The sequence below is a fragment of the Acinetobacter sp. AYS6 genome, assembly GCF_025630795.1.
Taxonomy (GTDB): Bacteria; Pseudomonadota; Gammaproteobacteria; order Pseudomonadales; family Moraxellaceae; genus Acinetobacter.
Window position 1 is genome coordinate 72,002 of the sequence record NZ_JAOTNV010000012.1, and the last position, 19,555, is coordinate 91,556.

The 19,555-nt window shown below is 36.9% G+C and carries 17 protein-coding genes; 13 read left to right on the forward strand and 4 right to left on the reverse strand.

Going from position 1 to position 19,555, the window contains the following annotated elements:
* The first annotated feature begins 12 nt into the window (after positions 1-12).
* From OD757_RS17850 to actP, 5 genes are all read left to right on the forward strand, one after another.
* Positions 13-780 carry an SDR family NAD(P)-dependent oxidoreductase gene (locus OD757_RS17850; protein ID WP_263032712.1) on the forward strand — a complete coding sequence of 256 codons (768 nt, stop codon included), beginning with the start codon at positions 13-15 and terminating at the stop codon, positions 778-780.
* A gap of 23 nt (positions 781-803) precedes the next feature.
* Complete coding sequence (locus tag OD757_RS17855) at positions 804-2,687, forward strand: sigma 54-interacting transcriptional regulator (protein ID WP_263032713.1); 1,884 nt, start codon at positions 804-806, stop codon at positions 2,685-2,687.
* Positions 2,688-2,831: 144 nt separating this feature from the next.
* Positions 2,832-4,463: a long-chain-fatty-acid--CoA ligase gene (locus OD757_RS17860; protein ID WP_263032714.1), complete on the forward strand. Its 1,632-nt coding sequence runs from the start codon at positions 2,832-2,834 to the stop codon at positions 4,461-4,463.
* Between the two features lie 27 nt (positions 4,464-4,490).
* Positions 4,491-4,802 carry a DUF485 domain-containing protein gene (locus OD757_RS17865; RefSeq protein ID WP_263032715.1) on the forward strand — a complete coding sequence of 104 codons (312 nt, stop codon included), beginning with the start codon at positions 4,491-4,493 and terminating at the stop codon, positions 4,800-4,802.
* Entirely contained in the window at positions 4,795-6,447 is a 1,653-nt protein-coding gene (gene actP / locus OD757_RS17870) for a cation/acetate symporter ActP (protein ID WP_263032716.1), read from the forward strand. Before OD757_RS17865 ends, actP begins: the two co-directional genes overlap by 8 nt.
* Before the next feature lie 91 nt (positions 6,448-6,538).
* On the opposite strand, the gene OD757_RS17875 is transcribed toward actP, so the two are convergent.
* Positions 6,539-7,549 carry an alpha/beta hydrolase gene (locus OD757_RS17875; protein WP_057075129.1) on the reverse strand — a complete coding sequence of 337 codons (1,011 nt, stop codon included), beginning with the start codon at positions 7,547-7,549 and terminating at the stop codon, positions 6,539-6,541.
* 191 nt (positions 7,550-7,740) lie between these two features.
* Between OD757_RS17875 and OD757_RS17880 the strand changes: the two genes are divergently transcribed.
* The 4 genes from OD757_RS17880 to OD757_RS17895 all read left to right on the forward strand — a co-directional run bounded on the left by OD757_RS17880 (position 7,741) and on the right by OD757_RS17895 (position 12,192).
* The gene (locus OD757_RS17880; protein WP_039762534.1) at positions 7,741-8,163 is read left to right on the forward strand and encodes a MarR family winged helix-turn-helix transcriptional regulator; all 423 of its coding nucleotides are present in this window, start codon (positions 7,741-7,743) and stop codon (positions 8,161-8,163) included.
* Between the two features lie 151 nt (positions 8,164-8,314).
* Positions 8,315-9,601 carry an MFS transporter gene (locus OD757_RS17885; RefSeq protein ID WP_263032717.1) on the forward strand — a complete coding sequence of 429 codons (1,287 nt, stop codon included), beginning with the start codon at positions 8,315-8,317 and terminating at the stop codon, positions 9,599-9,601.
* A gap of 276 nt (positions 9,602-9,877) precedes the next feature.
* A complete protein-coding gene (locus OD757_RS17890) occupies positions 9,878-10,951 on the forward strand; it encodes a porin (RefSeq protein ID WP_263032718.1) in 1,074 nt (357 codons plus the stop codon).
* 59 nt (positions 10,952-11,010) lie between these two features.
* Entirely contained in the window at positions 11,011-12,192 is a 1,182-nt protein-coding gene (locus tag OD757_RS17895) for a M24 family metallopeptidase (RefSeq protein WP_263032719.1), read from the forward strand.
* A 78-nt stretch (positions 12,193-12,270) separates the two neighbouring features.
* Here OD757_RS17895 and OD757_RS17900 read toward each other — a convergent pair whose 3' ends face one another.
* Positions 12,271-13,197 carry a LysR family transcriptional regulator gene (locus tag OD757_RS17900; protein WP_263032720.1) on the reverse strand — a complete coding sequence of 309 codons (927 nt, stop codon included), beginning with the start codon at positions 13,195-13,197 and terminating at the stop codon, positions 12,271-12,273.
* 387 nt (positions 13,198-13,584) lie between these two features.
* Between OD757_RS17900 and OD757_RS17905 the strand changes: the two genes are divergently transcribed.
* The 3 genes from OD757_RS17905 (at position 13,585) to OD757_RS17915 (ending at position 16,687) form a co-directional block, all read left to right on the forward strand.
* Positions 13,585-14,823: an NADH:flavin oxidoreductase/NADH oxidase family protein gene (locus OD757_RS17905; RefSeq protein WP_009388384.1), complete on the forward strand. Its 1,239-nt coding sequence runs from the start codon at positions 13,585-13,587 to the stop codon at positions 14,821-14,823.
* A gap of 15 nt (positions 14,824-14,838) precedes the next feature.
* A complete protein-coding gene (locus OD757_RS17910; RefSeq protein ID WP_263032721.1) occupies positions 14,839-15,906 on the forward strand; it encodes a saccharopine dehydrogenase family protein in 1,068 nt (355 codons plus the stop codon).
* Between the two features lie 205 nt (positions 15,907-16,111).
* Positions 16,112-16,687, forward strand: a complete 576-nt coding sequence (locus OD757_RS17915) for a dihydrofolate reductase family protein (RefSeq protein WP_263032722.1) — start codon at positions 16,112-16,114, stop codon at positions 16,685-16,687.
* 163 nt (positions 16,688-16,850) lie between these two features.
* On the opposite strand, the gene OD757_RS17920 is transcribed toward OD757_RS17915, so the two are convergent.
* Positions 16,851-17,267, reverse strand: coding sequence for a MerR family transcriptional regulator (locus OD757_RS17920; RefSeq protein ID WP_263032784.1), 417 nt, complete (start codon positions 17,265-17,267; stop codon positions 16,851-16,853).
* Between the two features lie 156 nt (positions 17,268-17,423).
* On the opposite strand from OD757_RS17920, the gene OD757_RS17925 reads away from it, so the two are divergent.
* Positions 17,424-18,116: a type 1 glutamine amidotransferase domain-containing protein gene (locus OD757_RS17925; protein ID WP_263032723.1), complete on the forward strand. Its 693-nt coding sequence runs from the start codon at positions 17,424-17,426 to the stop codon at positions 18,114-18,116.
* A 98-nt stretch (positions 18,117-18,214) separates the two neighbouring features.
* Here OD757_RS17925 and OD757_RS17930 read toward each other — a convergent pair whose 3' ends face one another.
* On the reverse strand, positions 18,215-19,420 hold the full coding sequence (locus OD757_RS17930) for an NAD(P)/FAD-dependent oxidoreductase (protein WP_263032724.1): 1,206 nt from the start codon (positions 19,418-19,420) through the stop codon (positions 18,215-18,217).
* Positions 19,421-19,555 lie beyond the last annotated feature (135 nt).

The following is a 19,555-nucleotide window of genomic DNA, read 5'->3' on the forward strand; positions in this document are numbered from 1 at the left end:
AGGGATAAGAGAATGAATATTTTTGATGTAAAAGATAAATATATTTTAATTACGGGTGCTTCAAGTGGTTTGGGGCATCACATAGCTCAATTATTTGCAAAAGAAGGTGCCAATATCGTTATTTGTGCCAGACGGTTAGAGCGATTGAAAGAATTAGAATCGCATATAAAAAATGAATATGGCGTACAAGTTTATACCTTTGCATTAGATGTAAATGATCGTTCCGCTGTGAAAGATATGCTTACCTCACTAGAAGCTGAAGGAGTCACAGTAGATGTTTTAATCAATAATGCTGGCGTGAGTGATACCAAGCGTTTCTTAGACTATAACGATGAAGATTGGGATAAGATTGTAGATACTAACCTTAAAGCCCCTTGGCAATGTGCACAAGAAGTTGTGCAGCATATGATTAAGGCTGATCGTAAAGGATCGATCATCAACATTACGTCAATTCTGTCTCAGTCTACCAACCTTGGTGTTAGCCCATACTGTGCATCGAAGGCTGGATTACGCCATTTAACAGAAGTTATGGCAGTAGAACTGGCTAGATTTGGTATAAATGTAAATGCTATCGCGCCAGGCTATATGATTACAGAAATTAATGAAGAATATTTAACTGGTGAATCTGGACAACAGCTTTTAAAGAAAATTCCAACAAGGAAGTTTGTAGAATTTGATGACTTAAATGGACCTTTACTGTTACTTGCTTCGCAAGCGGGTCAAGGCATAACAGGTATCGAAATTAAAGTCGATGGCGGTCATAGTGCTGCGCCTATATAAAACGTTTTTTAATGGAGTAAAAAATGCTTAATCGAAAACCAATTAATATTTTGGTCACCTATATTAAAAAACCTAATATTAATGGTTTTCGATCTTTGGTTGAGCAGGCGATTAGTGAAGTAGAGTCGAACGAAATTGATTTGGTGGAATGTCATATTTCAGATGTACAAGATGTTGCTCAAAGCTTAGTAGAAAATGGCTGTCAGATTCTTCTATGTACGGGAGCGACCGCGAGTTTTCTACAGAAGAAATTAAACATTGATATACAGGTCATTCGAACTGGTACTTTTGATGTCATTCAAGCCATATCAAACTTAAAACAATATAAGCGAATTGCTTTAGTGGGTAATACGTCCACAGTCGATCTTGAGAACTACTCTGATATTTTTGCTTTAGATATACAACAATTTAACTATGACTCATATTTAGATGCTAAAAAAACAATTCATTTAATTAAAAATCAAGGTTTTGATGCCATTATTGGTTCGCCTGTTGCGGTAGAGTTAGCTCTGAATGAAAATCTAGTCGGACATTTGGCGATTAGTGTGCCGTCTTTAAAAGACCTTCTGCAAAATGCCTTACGTACCCTTGAAAAGATTCGTAGAGAACAGTATTCAACCTTACGTTTAACCGAGATCTTTAATCACTTAAATGAAGGCATTTGTTTTATTACAAAGCAAAAAAAGATTTCTTTAATTAATAATTCAATGAGTTCGTTACTTGAAAAAGACTCTTCAGACGTTTTAAACAAATCAGCACTCGAAATTTTTGAAGGTCTAAACTTTGATATCGATCAAGAAAATAGTCATCAACTCGTTCAATTTAAAAATTTAAAACTTGCTGTATATATTTCCAAATTAAAAAATGACTACATAGATGGCTATATCTTAAGAGTGCAGGAACTAAATGCATTAGAGCAGTCTAATAGTCAGTTTAGAAAGGTTTCATCAAAGAATTTTAATACAAGATACACCTTTGACCAGATCTTGACGCAAAATCCCAATTTTCAACAAATCATTAAGTTATCCAAAGCATATGCAAAAACCGATAGTACCATTCTCATTACTGGTGAAAGTGGTACAGGTAAAGAAGTTTTAGCACAAAGTATTCATAATCATAGCAGCCGTTATAAAGCGCCATTTGTTGCAATCAATTGTGCTTCTTTCCCAGAAAGCTTGTTAGAAAGCGAATTATTTGGTTATGAAGAAGGTGCCTTTACTGGAGCGAAGAAAAATGGGCGTATTGGTCTAATTGAAGCTGCTCATACGGGTACGCTTTTTTTAGATGAAATTGGAGATATGCCATTACATCTACAAACTAGATTTTTACGAGTTTTACAAGAAAGACAAATTAACCGCTTAGGTTCAGTAGTAAGTCATCATTTGGATATACGTGTGATTGCTGCAACTCATGCAGACTTAGAAGAGTTAGTACAAAATGGAAGCTTTCGGGCAGATCTCTACTATCGCTTAAATATTTTAAGAGTGTACACGCCGTCTTTAAAAGAACGAAAAGAAGATATCTTGTATTTAGCAAATTCCTTTCTGGAGAAATATAAAAAATCTTTGGATGATTTGCCAAGTATTTTACAGAAGGCTTTTTTACACTATTTTTGGCCGGGCAATATCCGCGAACTTGAAAATATTGTGGAAAGAATCAATGTGCTATTACAGCTTGATCGTGAAATTTTAACTCCAGAATTTTTAAAGCAACAGTTACCCGAGCTATTTCAATCTCAAAATCACCACACGGCGCAACCTTTATTAAAAGAAGTAAAGGTTAATCAAGAGTTGAGTTTGATTGAACAAACGCTTGCAGAAGTAGATGGTGATTTAGATCTTGCTGCACAAAAACTTGGAATTAGTCGAACGACTTTATGGCGTAGAATGAAACTCATAAATCACTAATTTCAAAATTGAAATTTTTTCAAAAAAGAAAAATAATAAAATTAAATAAGTTATTGAAAATAATACTAAAATAATTTGGCATCATAGTTGCATTGACTCATATAAGCATCTGAATCAGTTGCTAAATTGTGTGAGGAAATAAGAATGACGAATGGATTAATGATGCATTGTAATTTAAACATTACTTCAATAATGCAACATGCTTTGACAGTTTACGCAGATCAAGAAATTGTGACTTTGAAAGCAGATGGGATAACTAAACATCGATATACATATAAAGATGCTTTCGAACGTGTAGCTCAGTTTGCCAATGCGCTAGACCGATTAAATATAAGTTCTGATGCTAAAGTCGGGACGATGGCATGGAACTCATATCAGCATTTTGAATTGCATTATGCTATTCCATGTACGGGAAGAATTTACCATACAATTAATCCTAAATTGGCACCTGAACAGCTCATTCAAATTATCAATTCTGCTCAAGATGAAGTGCTCATTATTGAACCAGATTGTTTGGCATTAGTTGATTCTATTTATGACAATATAAAGCAAGTCATAAAACATTTTATTGTGCTTGGTGATCCGAATAAAAATTTAAAAGCACAATTTGATTTTGTCTTTTATGAAGAACTCATTGCTCCAGAGCAGTCTTATTATGATTGGCCAGATATCCCTGAAGAACGTGCGAGTGGTCTTTGCTATACATCGGGAACAACAGGTGACCCTAAAGGTGTTCTTTACTCACATCGTAGTACCGTATTGCATGCATTAATACTCGCTATGCCAAATGCGATTGGCTTAACGCATGATAGCTGTATTATGCCTTTGGTTCCGCTTTATCATATTAGCGCTTGGGGAATGCCATTTAATGCGGTTTTATCGGGGGCAAAAATCGTTTGGCCTCATTCATTTGCGGGTCAAACTGAGAAAATTTTTAATCTGATCCAATCAGAACACGTCGATATTTCTATGGCTGTTCCAACCATCTGGAATTCTTTTAAAAATTATCTTGAAGACCACCATATTTCGTCAGTCAGTTTAAAAAGGGCAATATCTGGTGGTTCAGCTGCGCCATATTCGCTTATTGAGTCTTTGAGCCATTATGGAATTTCTGTTGAAAATGCTTGGGGAATGACTGAAACCAGTTCAATGGCAGTCTGTAATCGAGTAGATCAAATCAAAAATAATATCGAAACCCAATCAATTAAATGCGGCAAACCTATCTTCGGCGTTCAAATGAGATTGCGTGATGAAAATCATCAATTGCTTCCTCACGATGGTGTGAATGAAGGCATTTTAGAAGTACGTGGCCATACAATTGCCAAGCAATATATCAATCAAACCAAAGCAGTAGAAGAGGACAAATGGTTTGATACAGGAGATATCGCATGCATAGATGAATATGGATATATGCATATTACAGACCGCGCCAAAGATATGATCAAGTCAGGAGGAGAGTGGGTCAGTAGTGTTGAAGTCGAAAATGCAGCGATGGGATATGAAAAAGTTGCAGAAGCCGCTGTTATTGCCGCCAATCATCCGAAATGGGGAGAACGCCCACTTTTAATATTGGTGCCAAAGTCTCCACAAGAAAAAATTGAACATTCTGAAATTGTGGTTTTTCTATCATCCAAATTACATAAATGGGCCATTCCATCTGCAACCATATTGGTTGAAGAAATACCGCATACGCCCACTGGAAAAATCAGTAAAAAAATATTGAGAGAACGTTATCACGACTATTTTACCAATAGTGCTTTTGCTGAATGTAAATAATGATCAACATAAAAAAGGAATTTTTATATGAACTATCCTCAGGAAGCAAATATCGTTTTAGATATGAAATTTAAAAAGATGGTAAAGCAGAGAAATCGATTCGCTGTTTTTTTAAGTCTAATTGTGCTCAGCATTTACTTTATTTTTATAGGAACCGCCACCTTTCGCCCTGAATTGCTTGCAATGCCACTAGAAGCAAGCAAAGTCCCAATTGGTTTACCGATTGCTGCAATAGTCATTGTATCGAGCTGGGTCATAACGGGCTTATATATATTTATTACAAATCAATACTTTGACAAACAAAAAGAAAAACTAAGAAAGGAATATCACTATGAATAAATATATTACTTTTACTCTTCTGACTTTACTCAGTCCTGCTGTTTGGGCTGCCCAAACTGAGCCAAGAAATTGGACCGCAATTATCATGTTTGCGTGTGTAGTCGGCCTTTCATTATTTATTACTTTTAAAGCTGCAAAGAAAACAGTATCGAAAGAAGATTTTTATACAGCGGGCAATGCTATTTCAGCTAAGCAAAATGGCTTAGCAATTGCCGGAGACTATATGTCTGCTTCAACCTTACTTGGTATTTCAAGTATGGTCTTCTTCAAAGGTTATGATGGTTTTATCTATGTAACGGGCTTTTTTGTTTGCTGGCCGATTTTAACTTTCTTAATGGCTGAACGGCTAAGAAACCTCGGTAAATATACTTTTGCGGATATTGTTTCGTATCGATTAGATCCGCAGCGCACCCGTATTTTGGCAACCTGCGGTTCACTTATTGTTGTATGTTGCTACTTAATTTTGCAAATGGTGGGTGCTGGTCAGCTCATTAAATTACTGTTTGGTCTAGATTATAAAATTGCCGTCATGCTGGTCGGTTGTCTAATGCTGGTGTATGTCATTTTTGGAGGAATGCTTGCAACCACATGGATACAAATAGTTAAAGCTATTCTTTTGCTCTTTGGTGGAACAGTTCTAGTATTTCTGGCATTTAAAGCATTTGGTTTTAGTTTAAATAATATGGCTGAGGCCGCCGTAAATGCACATAAATTAGGACAAAAGGTGTTAGAACCAGGTCCAATGCTATCCAATCCGATTAATACACTCTCTATGTCTATTGGATTGATCTTTGGTTTAGCAGGTTTACCACATATTCTTATGCGCTTTTTTACAGTTCCAAATGCTGCTGAAGCGCGCCGTTCAGTCTTTTATGCTTCTGGTTATATTGGTTACTTCTTTATTGTGGTTTGTATTTTAGGTTTAGCTTCAATCGCCATAGTAGGCACTAATCCTCAATATTTTGTAGATGGGCAACTCGGTGGAGATTTAATTGGTGGCAGTAACATGGTTGCGATGCACCTAGCAAAAGCCCTTGGTGGAAATTTATTGCTAGGTTTCTTATCTGCTGTAGCATTTGCAACGATTTTAGCCGTTGTAGCTGGCTTGGCACTTGCTGGAGCTTCTGCGATTTCGCATGATTTATTTCAAAAAGTGATTAAAAAAGGCAAGGCAACTGAAAAGCAGGAAATGGTTGTATCTCGACTTTCAGTGATGGTTCTAGGTGTGATTGCTATAGCATGTGGAATTTTATTTGAAAAAATGAACATCGCTTTTTTAATGGGACTTACATTTGGTATTGCTGCTTCCGCTAACTTTCCTGTACTTATCCTTTCTATGTACTGGAAAGATTTAACCACCCGCGGCGCTATATTTGGTGGGTTTGTTGGAATCATTTCGGCAATTGCCTTTGTGGTTTTATCACCGACAGTTTGGGTTGGTGTACTAGGCCATGAAAAAGCAATATTTCCATTTGATAATCCAGCTTTGTTTTCTATGCCACTCGCATTTTTGGTGAGTATCGTTGTTTCTTTAACTGATAAAAGTAAAAGAGCTGAGTTAGACAGACAGGGCTTTGAGTTACAGGTAGTACGTTCCGAGCTTGGTGCTCAACAAGGATCGTTTGAAAAAATGCCTTTACATTAAGTCTATTAAAGAACCTAAAAAGCAAGAAAGCATGATTTTTTTAATCATGCTTTCTTTATTAGACTTACATTACTAGTACTGTCTTAAAGCTTTATTTCAAATGCTTTTGAAGTTCAGATCCAGCTTGTGATAATGCAGTTTTCACAGATGGTTCATTGCTTAACGGATTTAACAGACCATAGTCATGAATCAAACCGTTATAACGAGTTACAGTCACTGGAACACCAGCTTTATCTAAGTTACGGCCAAAAGCTTCACCCTCATCACGTAATACATCTAATTCAGCTGTTTGAATTAATGTTGGTGGGAAGTCTTTTAACTGTTCACTTGTCGCACGTAGTGGTGATGCCAAAATATTATTGCGATCATTGGCATTGGTTGTGTAGTTGTCCCAGAACCATTTCATCATGTTCTTAGTCAGGAAGTATCCTTTTTCATACTGATTGTAAGAAGCATCGTCAAAACCAGCATTGGTAACAGGCCATAACATTACGTTGTAACGTACTTTTGGACCACCAGATTGTTTAATCTGAAGGGCAACAGCAGCAACCATGTTGCCACCAACACTATTACCTACTAAAGCTAGACGGCTACCATCAACACCAATTTCTTTACCATGTTTAGCGACCCATTTGGTTGCTTCATATGACTGATTAATTGCTACAGGGAAGTGAGCTTCTGGAGAAGGCGTATAGTTAACGTATACAGCCGCCGCGCCAGACTCACGAACTAAATCACGAATTAAGCGTTCATGAGTAGCAAAGTCGCCTAACACCCAACCGCCACCATGGAAGAACATAAATACAGGAAGAACCCCTTTAGCATTTTCTGGTTTAACAATTTTTAGCTGAATGCTTTGACCATTTATTTGAATTGTTTTCTCTGAAACTTGTGCTGGTGGAAGTTTTGCTCCTTTTTGTGCACCGATTAAAACTTGACGAGCTTCGGTTGGAGTCATCAATTCCATTGGTTTACCGTTACCCGAATTGAGTACGTTTAAAAATGCTTGTACACCCGCAGTAGGGGCTGGAGTATTGATAGCTTCAGCTGAAACAGCTGTAGTGAAAAGAGCAGATGTTAATAAAGCTGTTGCGATTTTCATGGCGAAAACTCACTTTAAGTTAGAAATTTTAAATACAACTTTGAGCCAAGGCTTTGTGTCCAATATGAAGTTGGTTCTATCGAAAGCTCAGCCCAATATTTATCTTGCGTATATAATACTTGCACGCAAGATACTTATGGTCAAGAATTATTTATAATAATTTTTAGATAATTTTAATTTTTGGTTTAAATATGAAAGAAAACAATATATTAGGTGATCAACTCTGTTTTTCGCTTTATTCAGTGGCGAATGCACTTACGCGCCAGTATCGTCCATTACTTAAAGATTTCGATTTAACTTACCCTCAGTTCATCGTTCTTTTAGCTTTGTACGAAGAAGATGATATTTCTCTAAAAGAACTCGGCGAAAAGACGTTATTTGACTCAGGCACCTTAACGCCATTGGTTCAAAAACTTGAAGCAAAAGAGTTTTTGAAGAGGGTATCGATCAAGGAAGATGAGCGGGTAAAAAAAGTAATATTGACGGATAAAGCTTTAGAGATAAAAGAAAAAGTGATTGATTTACCAAATCAGTTGCGATGTTCGATGCATATGAATGATGAGGAGCTGACTATGCTGAGAAAGCTTTCTTTGAAATTATTGGAAGATCTGTGAGTTTTTAATATAGGAAGGAGTGTAATTCTAAGCAATCAAATTCGTTCTGAGAAAAAAACTCAATCGCGATGGAAATTATATCAATATTCCAGGTAAAGCATTTTGTGTAATTTTGATTTAACAAATAGATGTTAGGTCAGGAGAGGCCAAAATGCTAAATGAGAACAAGTCTATTAGTAAACGTTCATTTCTGGGATTATCAGCGGGTAATTTTCTTGAATGGCTCGATTTTACTTTATATGGATATTTTGCACTTGCTATCGCACATAACTTTTTTCCCGCAGAAAATGAAATACTTTCTACTCTCGCTGCTATTACTACTTTTGCGGTAGGTTTCTTGGTCAGGCCGCTTGGGGCTTTTTTAATCGGAAATTATGCTGATAAAAAAGGACGCAAGTCAGCGATGGTTTTGACTGTTATGTTAATGGGGTTAGGTACTTTACTTATTGCATGTGCACCTTCATATCAACAAGCGGGATATTTGGGAACAGCAATAGTTGTTTTAGGACGACTGGTCGCAGGGCTTGCTGCTTCAGGAGAGTTTGGTGCAGCTGTATCTTTAGTAATGGAAAGTTGCCCAAAAAATCGCCGTGGATATTATAGTGCACTATTTAATTCATCCACTTACCTTGCTCTAGCTACAGGCTCAGGGATTGCATTACTTATTTATGGTGTGTTGGGGGTAGAAGCGACGTTAGATTGGGGATGGAGAATTGGTTTCTGTATTGGCTTGATTATTATTCCAGTGGGTTTATATCTTCGTCGTCATATGGAGGAAAGTAACGAATTAATACATGCTCCTAAAACACAGACTGTGCAAACTAAGTTAAGTCGTGGGCAATTCATCAAACGCGTCATAGTTGTAGCATCTCTTACAGGCTTCGGATCTGCAATTGTTTATCTTGTTATTATCTTTATGCCATCGTTTGCAAAGCAAGCCATGAGTATTGCACCAATTATTGGTTCAGCCAGCTCTATGTTGTCAGCACTTGTTATCATTTTAGGAGCATTTATTGGTGGCTACTGGGCAGATAAATCTGGAAAATTTATTAAAGTCTTATTAACAGGTACATTAATTACAACCTGTATAGGTATTCCTCTTTATGAATATTTATTAATTTCTCCTACAGCACCTCGTTTATTCTTATTTCAAATTGTATGCTCACTAGGGCTAGGTACTACAATAGGTGCATACTTTCCATTTATTACCCAGCAGTTCCCGACTCGACAAAGAGCTTTAGGTCTTGGCTTGGGTTATAATATTGGTGTAACACTTTTTGGTGCTGTATCTCCTATAGTAACAACCTATGCACTTAGTAAGGGTATTTTACAGGCACCGGCTGTTTATTTATTATGTGCTGCAACACTTTCTATTGTGGTCCTTCTAATTTATAAATATAAAGAGAAACCTGTTATGAAACCACAACCTGTAAGCTAATATTGAATTAATTTACTTTTAATATAATTTCTATAAATAGATGTTATTAAATAGAGTGTATAAATTTTAAATAAAAAACCTACTTTTAAATAGTAGGTTTTTTTATTTTTAGTGAAAAGTTTAGGTTATATCTTTTATAAAATTGAGATTAAAAAAATTATAGAATCAATAGAAAAATATTCAACTTCAATGGAGAAATTATCAATATTCTAATATCAAAATTTTATGTAATTTAAATAGAGGAACTAAATAACAAAGGTCATGGAGTACCAAGTAATGTTGAAATATATATTGATATCAAGTGTATGTGTTTTACCCATTAAAACATTTGCTGATATTCAAGTAGGGGATTCAAACTCACCTTTTAAAGTCTATGGAGTTCTAGATTATGGGGTGAATTATTCACACTCTGGGGCTGTAAGTTCACATGATTTTCAAAGTGGAATGGATTATTCAAGTCGATTAGGACTCAAACTTAATCTTAAATTAAATGATGATGTTGCTATTGTAGGTAATGCTGAATCTTGGATTGATTTACGTAAAATGGATTTTGTCCGAGATGAAACTTTTGCTCGTGGTGAATATATTGGTGTTAGCTCAAAAAAATATGGAACAGTATTATATGGGCGCCAGATGTTAAATGTTTCTGGAGTATATGAGGAGTTATTTGCGTCATCATTTGCTCCAGCTACACTTAGTTATCAAGCATATGATTTAGGAACTGGTGCACCAACATTTGATTTTAGATCTAGCAGAGCAATTACATATACGACTCCAAAGTTCAATAATACTACACTGAGTTTTCTTTATACGCCAAACCAGATGGTAGGAGATGCTTCAAAAGTTCTAGATGCTAAGAATTATGGAGCAATGGCTGTGTATGATGATGGTATTAATCGTATAAGTGCCTCATATAATGAATTAGTTAGTAATTATTCTGTTAATTATAATGGGATTATTTATGATGAAATTAAAACAAAAGATTATCGTTTATTTGCACTAAAAAGATTAAATAAAAACCTCTTTATTACAGGTACTGCGAATTACCTTAAACCTGATAGCCCAGATGCTGTTTCTGCCCAGATTTACGGCACAATGATAAATTTTGAACAGCCAAAATATAATCTGAAAGCGGCTTTATATCATAGACAAGTTGATAAAAAAGACATGTCAGCCATGATTTATGCAGTGGGTGCTAATTACCATATTAACAAGCATTTAGATGCTTATATACGCGCTGAGTATATAGATAATAACAGTAAGGCCAAATATACGATGAATAATATTCTTCTTGAAGGTCCAGGAGATGATCCTTCTAGTTATGGTATTGGACTTAAATTTATGTTCTAGAAATAAAGCGATCAAATTGATCTCAATCTATTAAGTGAAATCTAAACAGGAGAGCCAAGATGAATATGGAACCGATTTTCTATCCACCGGCAGAAAATGAAATTGAGCAACGTGTAAAACGGGTGCAGGCTCGTATGGTAGCGGAAGGATTAGATCACTATGTGGCTTTCTGTCCCGATAATATTTTTTATCTAACAAATTTTGCAAATGCTGTTCATGAACGTCCTTTCGTTTTAGTTATACCAAGTAGAGGAGTTCCTCAATTTGTTGTACCTCAGTTAGAAATTCCACATGTAAAAACACGTGCTATAGGAAAAATTGAACTTATTTCCTATTTTGAATTTCCTGCACCTCAAGGCCAAGCATGGAGTGATCGATTTAAAGAGTTATTTTCTGAAAATGAACGTGTAGGTGTTGAGTCAATTTGCCCATTGCAGATATATACTGAAATTCCTGGTAAGCGTATTCGCAGTGATATTATTGATGATATCCGCATGATTAAATCCGAATATGAAATAGGTCGTTTAATTTATTCTTGTGAACTTGCCACCAAAGCCCATGATTTGCTTTTAAAATCTGCTTATCCAGGTATGTCTTTAACTGAAATGGCGACCAAAGTAAGAGGGTTCATCATGAATGAACTTGCAAAAGATAATAAAAATCTGAATCCACGTGCTACACGTATTACAGCTGTTTTTCAGCCACCAAGCGTATCTCATGATCCCCATAACTTTACCAATATAGATATGACTATGGAAGAAGGAGGGCCACACGTATCTATCATTAATGCAGTAATGAATGGCTATGGGGCAGAGGTTGAAAGAACTTTTTTCCTTGGTAAGGTTCCAGAGCAAGCAAAGAAACCCTTTGAAATCATGTTAGAAGGACGAAGAATTGCCTTTGAAATGGCTAAACCTGGTGTTTTAATGAGTGAAGTTGATCAAAAAGTTAATAATTTTTTCCGTAAACAGGGTATGGGAGATTACCTACTTCACAGAACTGGACATGGAATGGGTGTAACGGCACATGAGGCTCCTTTCTTTGCTGAAGGTTATGACCGTCCACTTGAACAAGGAATGTGTTTGACTATTGAACCTGGAATTTATATTGAAGGAGTTGGTGGGTTTAGACATTCTGATACAGTTTTAATTGGAGAAAAAAATTCAGTTATGTTAACTGATGGTCCTATAGATATTGATGAGTTGACCATTCCTTTACATAAAGCTACGGCCATATATTAAAGATTTGTATTTGCTAGTAGCTACAAAAATTAATACCCATATTTTAGATGGGTATTAATTTTTAAAATAAATTAAAAACTAATGAGCTTCATAACATATAAAATCACGTAATTTTCTAACATTTGTATTTATAGGTACTTTGCTATTCCATATAATTATTTGTGGTTTTATATTGAAGCTTAACTCACGATTAATTATTTTAACTTTATTTTGTTTTTGTAATCTTCTTGCGATATTGCTTGAAACGACAGTAATACATTCATAGTTTTGCATAATAATACCTATTAAGTTAATTGGATTATCAACTTCAATTATATTATTAGGCTGTTTCAATCCATTAGCGACTAAATTTGCATCAAAACATTGACGTACTGGGCAAGATGGAGAGGTGAGACACCAAGGATATTGTAAAAGGCTTTTTAAATCATTGTTTGAGTCTGGAATATTTAGATTGTTATTTGCAACAAAGAGCAATTGATGTTCATGTAGTAAGATTGCCCGTAAGTCATTATTGAGATCATCTACTTCAGCTCGGCACATAACTAAATCAAGTTCACCTGCCCGTAAACTTGATAGAAGTGAATTTTTATCGCCTGCTTTAATGCAGATTTCAGTTTCAGGAGAAATCTTTTTAAATCGAATTATTGCTTTAGCTAAAGCGTTTTCTAAGGAGGGAGCATGAACACCGATAGAAATTTTGCTGGCTTTAACGCCTCTTAATAGAGCAATTTTATCATGCCCCTCACGTAACTGAGCCTCGATTTTCAAATAGGAGTCAATTAAGATAAGACATTCTGGTAATGGAACTAGTTGTCCAACTTCTCGTCTAAATAATTGTGCGCCGTAATTAGTTTCAATTTCTGCCAAGGATTTAGATACAGCTGAAGTAGTCATATGCATGAGTTGAGCTACTTTAGTCAGCGATTTATGTTGGCCTAATAAAGATAAAATCTTTAAGTTTTTGAACTTAATCCTTGAGCTGAAAAATGAATCTAAATCTTCCATAATATTTTATATCCATAACTTCAATTTTATTGGGAATCAGTTCCTAACTTAGTTTAGTATTTTACCTGATTTTTTTAATGTCGGTGAAAATTAAAGCCCTTCAACTTAAAGAATAGAAGCCCAAGTTTTTAAAATATGAAGTGAATTGAACACGGGTTCTCTTAGCACACTGAGCTATTTAAAACTTCACCCTTAATAAAATATTTTGATAGATAATTTTTCATAACAAGTACTCGGTCTAAAAACTGAAAGAGATATATTGACTGCCTCTTTTTCTATATAAAAAAACAATGAATTCAATTGATTAAATATATAAATAAGAAAAGGTATTGACATTAAAGTTAGCTTTAATCTTAAAGTAAGGCCATACTGAATGAGGTCATTCCAATGAAAGTGTTCGAAAAACTAGTATTCCCAAATGGCTCATATGTTCCAAACCGTATTGCTAAAGCAGCAATGGAAGAAAATATGGCTGATTTAAACCACGCACCATCAGAAGAATTAATGCGTTTATATCAGGCTTGGGCAAATGGTGGTGTAGGTTTAATCATTACTGGAAATGTGATGGTAGACCGCCGAGCAATGACTGGACCGGGCGGTGTAGTGCTTGAAGATGAAAAGCATCTAGATACTTTTAAAAAATGGGCTCAAATTGGTCGTTCAAAAGGCGCACAGGTTTGGCTTCAAATCAATCATCCGGGGCGTCAAATGCAAGCCAATCTTGGGCAGCAAACTTGGGCGCCATCGGCTATTTCACTTGATCTTGGCAAAATGTCAAATCGCTTTAACACACCAATCGAAATGACTGAATCTATGATTGCAGAGGTGATTCAACGTTTTGCAAACACGGCGCGTTTAGGTGAAAAAGCTGGATTTACTGGTGTAGAAATTCATGCAGCGCATGGTTATTTATTAAGCCAGTTTCTTTCTCCACTGAGCAATAAACGCCAAGATCAGTGGGGTGGTTCTTTAGAAAATCGTGCTCGCATTTTAATTGAGATTGTAGAAGCAGTTCGTAAAGTAGTTTCGCCTCAGTTTACTGTTGCAGTGAAACTAAATTCAGCCGATTTCCAACGTGGTGGGTTTAGCGCTGAAGATGCTCAACAAGTGGTTAAAATGCTAAATGAACATGCAGTTGATTTGGTTGAGCTTTCAGGCGGTAGCTATGAAGCGCCTGCAATGCAAGGTCAAGCACGTGATGGCCGAACGCTTGCTCGCGAAGCTTACTTTTTAGAATTTGCACAAGAAATTCGTAAAGTTGCCAAAATGCCGGTTATGGTGACAGGTGGCATACGCCGTAAACAGGTGGCAGAAAAAGTGGTTGAAAGCGGCGTAGATATGGTCGGCATTGCCACAGCTTTAGCAATTGAACCTAATTTGCCAAATGCTTGGAAACAAGGCAAAAATGTTTCACCTGAACTTAAGCCGATTACTTGGGAAAATAAAACATTCGCTTCACTTGCCAATATGGCTGTGGTCAAATTCCAGTTACGTAATTTAAGCGCTGGTAAAAAAACAAAACCAAATGTTTCACCAGCTTGGGCTTTAATTTTGCAACAATCAGCGATGTCATGCCGTACCCGCCAATATAAAAAAGGCATGCGTGACTATACATTTGCTTCTTAATAAGTGAGTTGTGTTATGACAAATACGAACGATTCAAACTGGATAATTTATGGAGCAAATGGCTACACGGGCGAGTTAATCGCTCGTGAAGCTGTACGCCAAGGGCTAAAACCAACTTTGGCTGGTCGTAACAAAGCTAAGATTGAAACATTAGCTCAAGAGTTGGGCCTCGACTATAAAGCTTTTGGGCTTGATAACGTAGATGCGGTCAGTGGGCAACTCCAAGGCTTTAAATTGGTGATGCACTGTGCAGGGCCATTTTCCGCGACATCGAAACCTATGATGGAAGCTTGTATAAAAGCAGGCGCCCATTATCTCGACATTACGGGTGAAATCTCTGTATTTGAATTGGCACAGTCACTTAACAGCCAAGCTGAAAAAGCCGATATTGTGCTTTGTCCGGGTGTTGGTTTCGATGTAATTCCGACAGACTGTGTCGCTGCTGCGCTCAAAGAAGCATTGCCAGATGCGACCCACTTAGCGCTTGGTTTCGACTCTAGAACCGGGTTTTCACCTGGTACTGCCAAAACTAGTACAGAAGGCATGGCTGACGGTGGAAAAATTCGTAAAAACGGAAAGATTACTACCGTTCCATTAGCGCATTATGTCCGGACCATTGATTTTGGTGACGGTAAAAAAAGTGCCATGAGTGTTCCGTGGGGAGACGTATCTACAGCGTTCTATACAACAGGTATTCCAAACATTGAAGTATTTGTACCCGCGTTTCCTAAAATGATTTTTGGCGCGAAAATGATGAACTATTTACGCCCAGTATTAAAAATTAATGCTGTGCAGAAGTTTATTAAGTCACGTATTGAAAAAACGGTTGTGGGGCCAAATGAGGAACTTCGCGCGAAAGTACCTACCTATGTTTGGGGGGAAGCAAGAAACGCGCGTGGCGAAATAAAAACGGCCCGCATCCAAACGGAAAATGCGTATAGCCTTACCGTAAATGGTTCACTGACTGTAGTGAATTATTTACTCAAAAATACCGTTAAAGGCGGTACATATACACCAGCAAAACTGATGGGTTATAAGCTAGTGACTGAGCTGCCGGGTTCTGGTCCATTGGTAATCACTTAATACAGACTTTGTTAAAAAATAAAGCTTATCGCGTAATCCCGAATAAGGAGTCATTCTTGTTCGGGTTATTTTCTAAATATTTCAAGTAAATACAGCTTTATATGGATGAAAGAAAAACAGAAAACAAAACACTCCATAAGAAATAATTCAAATTGAATATACTGAAATGTAGTACATATTTTTTATAAACAAAGGAATGAAAATAATGAGAAAACTCGTACTATTTCTACATGCATCGCTAGATAGTTTTGTCGAAGGTCCAAATGGGGCAATGGACATAGGATGGATTGCTTATGATGCCGATTTGGCAAATCATGCAAAAGAAATTTTGAGTACTGCCGACACGGTGATTTGGGGACGTGCGACTTATCAGATGATGCACGATTATTGGCCATCAATGCTTTCAAATCCAGAAGCTTCGGAGCATGAACGAAATCATGCAGAGTGGATTGAAAAGACAGAAAAAGTGGTTTTTTCAACCACATTAGATACAGTTGAATGGAATAATTCCAGACTAGTAAAAGACCATGTCGAAGAAGAAATTAATAGACTCAAACAACAGCCGGGTAAGGATATGGTTATTCTGGGTAGTCCTCGGTTTGCGCACTACCTGATGCAACTTGGTTTAATTGATGAATACAAAATTACGGTTTCGCCTGTGCTGATTGGTAGTGGCTTGCCACTATTCCAAGGTATTCAGGAAAAGACCAATCTTAAACTCATCGAAAATAAAACTTTTGCTTCTGGAGCCATCGGTCTTCACTATCAAAAGACTGTCTAGTTTTTCTCTAATACTTATATAAAAAAACGAATTACAGCGTTGGTCCATAATTCGTTTTTTTTAGATTTGTGAAATGCTATTTAAATACTTGTGTTGCTTGGTTAATACCAATACGAATCTTATATTCAAAACGAGAGCGGTTAACTTTAGTTAAGGTTAAATATTACGGTGTATTTACTTTGTCAAAATAGAGATTCATCAGACGTTCTGCATTTTGCTCACACGTAATTTCATCGGGTTTGTTATTGATCGCATTAATCATGGTGCGTAAGTTTTGCTTACTGACTTTTAGCTTTTGTTCTAAAAGTTCTATTTCCTGAATTTTAGTTTCAATCGTTTGAATAAGTGCATCATGGTCCCAAGCAACAACTTTCGAAGGCAAAAAGCCTTTAATTTCAGCTAAAGAAAACCCAACCTGCTGGGCTTGTTGAATTAAAGAGAGTTGCTTTAAATCGTTATCGGTATATTCACGATAGCCGTTCGATTTTCTTTTTGCTTTAGGTAAGAGTTTGATTTGCTCGTAATAACGAATTGTAGGCGTACTTACACCACTTAGTTTAGATAACTCGCTAATATTCATAGCCACATACTCTCTTGACATTCAAGCTAACTTTAGACTTATAGTAACATAAAAGCAAGGTTCATAACTTTACCAAGCACACACTTTCAGTAACAACTTTCTATGCTTTGATAGACGAAAGAATAGAATTATAAATATGAAAAATGAGGTGAGAAAATGTCTAAACGCATATTACACGTCGTGACTAATGTTTCACGCTATAAGGATGTAGATCAACAAACAGGGCTGTGGTTAGGTGAGCTCACCCATGCCTATGATGAGTTTGAAAAACAAGGTTATGTGCAAGATATCGTGAGTCCAAATGGTGGTAAAACCCCGATTGAACCTAAATCGCTGGGAGCCCTAGTTGCCGATAAATCAGTAAAAGCAAGAGAAGATGATCAGGCCTTTATGACTTTACTGGCCAATACCCATAAACCGTCAGATATTAATTGGCAAGATTATGATGTGATTTATTACACGGGCGGTCATGGGGTAATGTGGGATTTCTTAGACAACCCTGAACTTCAAGAAATCACCAAAAACATTTATGAACAAGGCGGCATTGTTTCAAGTGTATGTCATGGCTATTGTGGGTTACTTAATGTACGACTTTCAAACGGCGAGCGACTGATAAAAGATAAGAAGTTAACAGGCTTTGCTTGGAGTGAAGAGGTTTTGGCAGGGGTAGCAAAAAAAGTGCCGTACAATGCCGAAGAGTTAGCGAAAGAATATGGCGCTCATTATGAAAAAGCTTTTATTCCCTTTGCACCATATGTAGTTCAAGACGGTAACTTAATTACCGGACAAAATCCGTTTTCTGCTAAAAAGACGGCTTTAGCAATAATAGAAGAGCTAAAAAAGTCATAAAAGTTAATGACTAAAAAATAAGCCCTAAAAGCAAAACCAATAACGGCTTTTGCTTTTAGGATGTTTAAATATAGTAGTTTGTTCTAGAAAACCTAATATTAAGGAACAATCACAAAGTCAGGGTTAGCTATTGCAAAAACTGCTTCACGGTCTGCAACTGGTGGATAAATCCAGACCGTATTAATTTCCTGTTTAATTTTTTTAGCTTCCTCACGCACAAATTGTACCTGACGATCCCAACCTTCGCTATAGAGTGCACCCCACGGACCTAAATCAACACAAGTCACATACTTCGGTTGACTATAGGCATGAAGGGGTAAGTCCACTAATTCTGCCGCAGCATTGTAGCCCGCCACACGGCCTAGACTCATAGCATGCTGACATGACATCACATTAAAATTTCCTAAATCATCGGTTGGAACTTTTACTGTATCGCCCGTCACAAAAATGTTTTTTGCTTCAGGTGCATGTAAATAAGCATCTCCAATCAAACGGCCTAAATTATCTTTTTCACCAGCAATTTGAGACGTGAGTGAGTTAGCTCGCATGCCCGCAGTCCAGATTACGGTTTCTGCTTCAATTTTTTCGCCGTTAGAAAGTGTTACGCCAGAGGCATCAAGTGCAGTCACGCGTAGTCCAGCTTTACCTTCCACACCCAGATCAGTAAGCGCTTCACGAATAACTGTCGCAGCTTGGTCTCCCATTGCTGCGCCAATTTCTGTTGAGGAATCTACTAAAACCACACGAATATCAGTTTCACCTAAAATGCTACGCAGACGTTCAGGCATTTCAGTGACAGTTTCTAGACCAGTAAGCCCACCACCAGCAACAACCACGGTATTACGCGCTGCATTTGCAGGTTTGTTGGCTAAATTTTTAAGATGTTGATCCAGTTTTTCAGCATCTTCTAATGTACTTACACTAAATCCATATTCTGTAAGGCCCGGTATCGGGGGCATAAAAGTGGTACTTCCTGTTGCCAGAATAAAACGGTCATAGCTTAAGGTTTGCTTGTTGCCCTCGGTGGTTGAAACCTCAATTGTTTGTTGATCAGCATTAATTTTATCTACCCAACCTGCCAAAAATTTAACATTAACCACACTTAATAACTCTGAAATATCAGGGTTCATATTTTCAAGCACAGCTTCATAAAGACGAGGACGAATATCAACATTCGGGCTAGGGGAAACCATCACCACTTCAATGTTTTGTTCTTGCGAAGCCAAGTGAATTGCTCTTTGTGCAGCAAGTGCGGCCCATAAACCAGCAAAGCCAGAACCAGCAATAATAATACGCTTACTCATTTGATTATCCTTTTGATAGATTTTTCGGACAACACATTCCAACTCAACACAAAATTTAGGGTGAGCGAATCCTTTCTCTGATTGTCCGAAAAATCTGAGAAGGCGTTTAAAACGATTAGGGGTGTTATTGCTCTA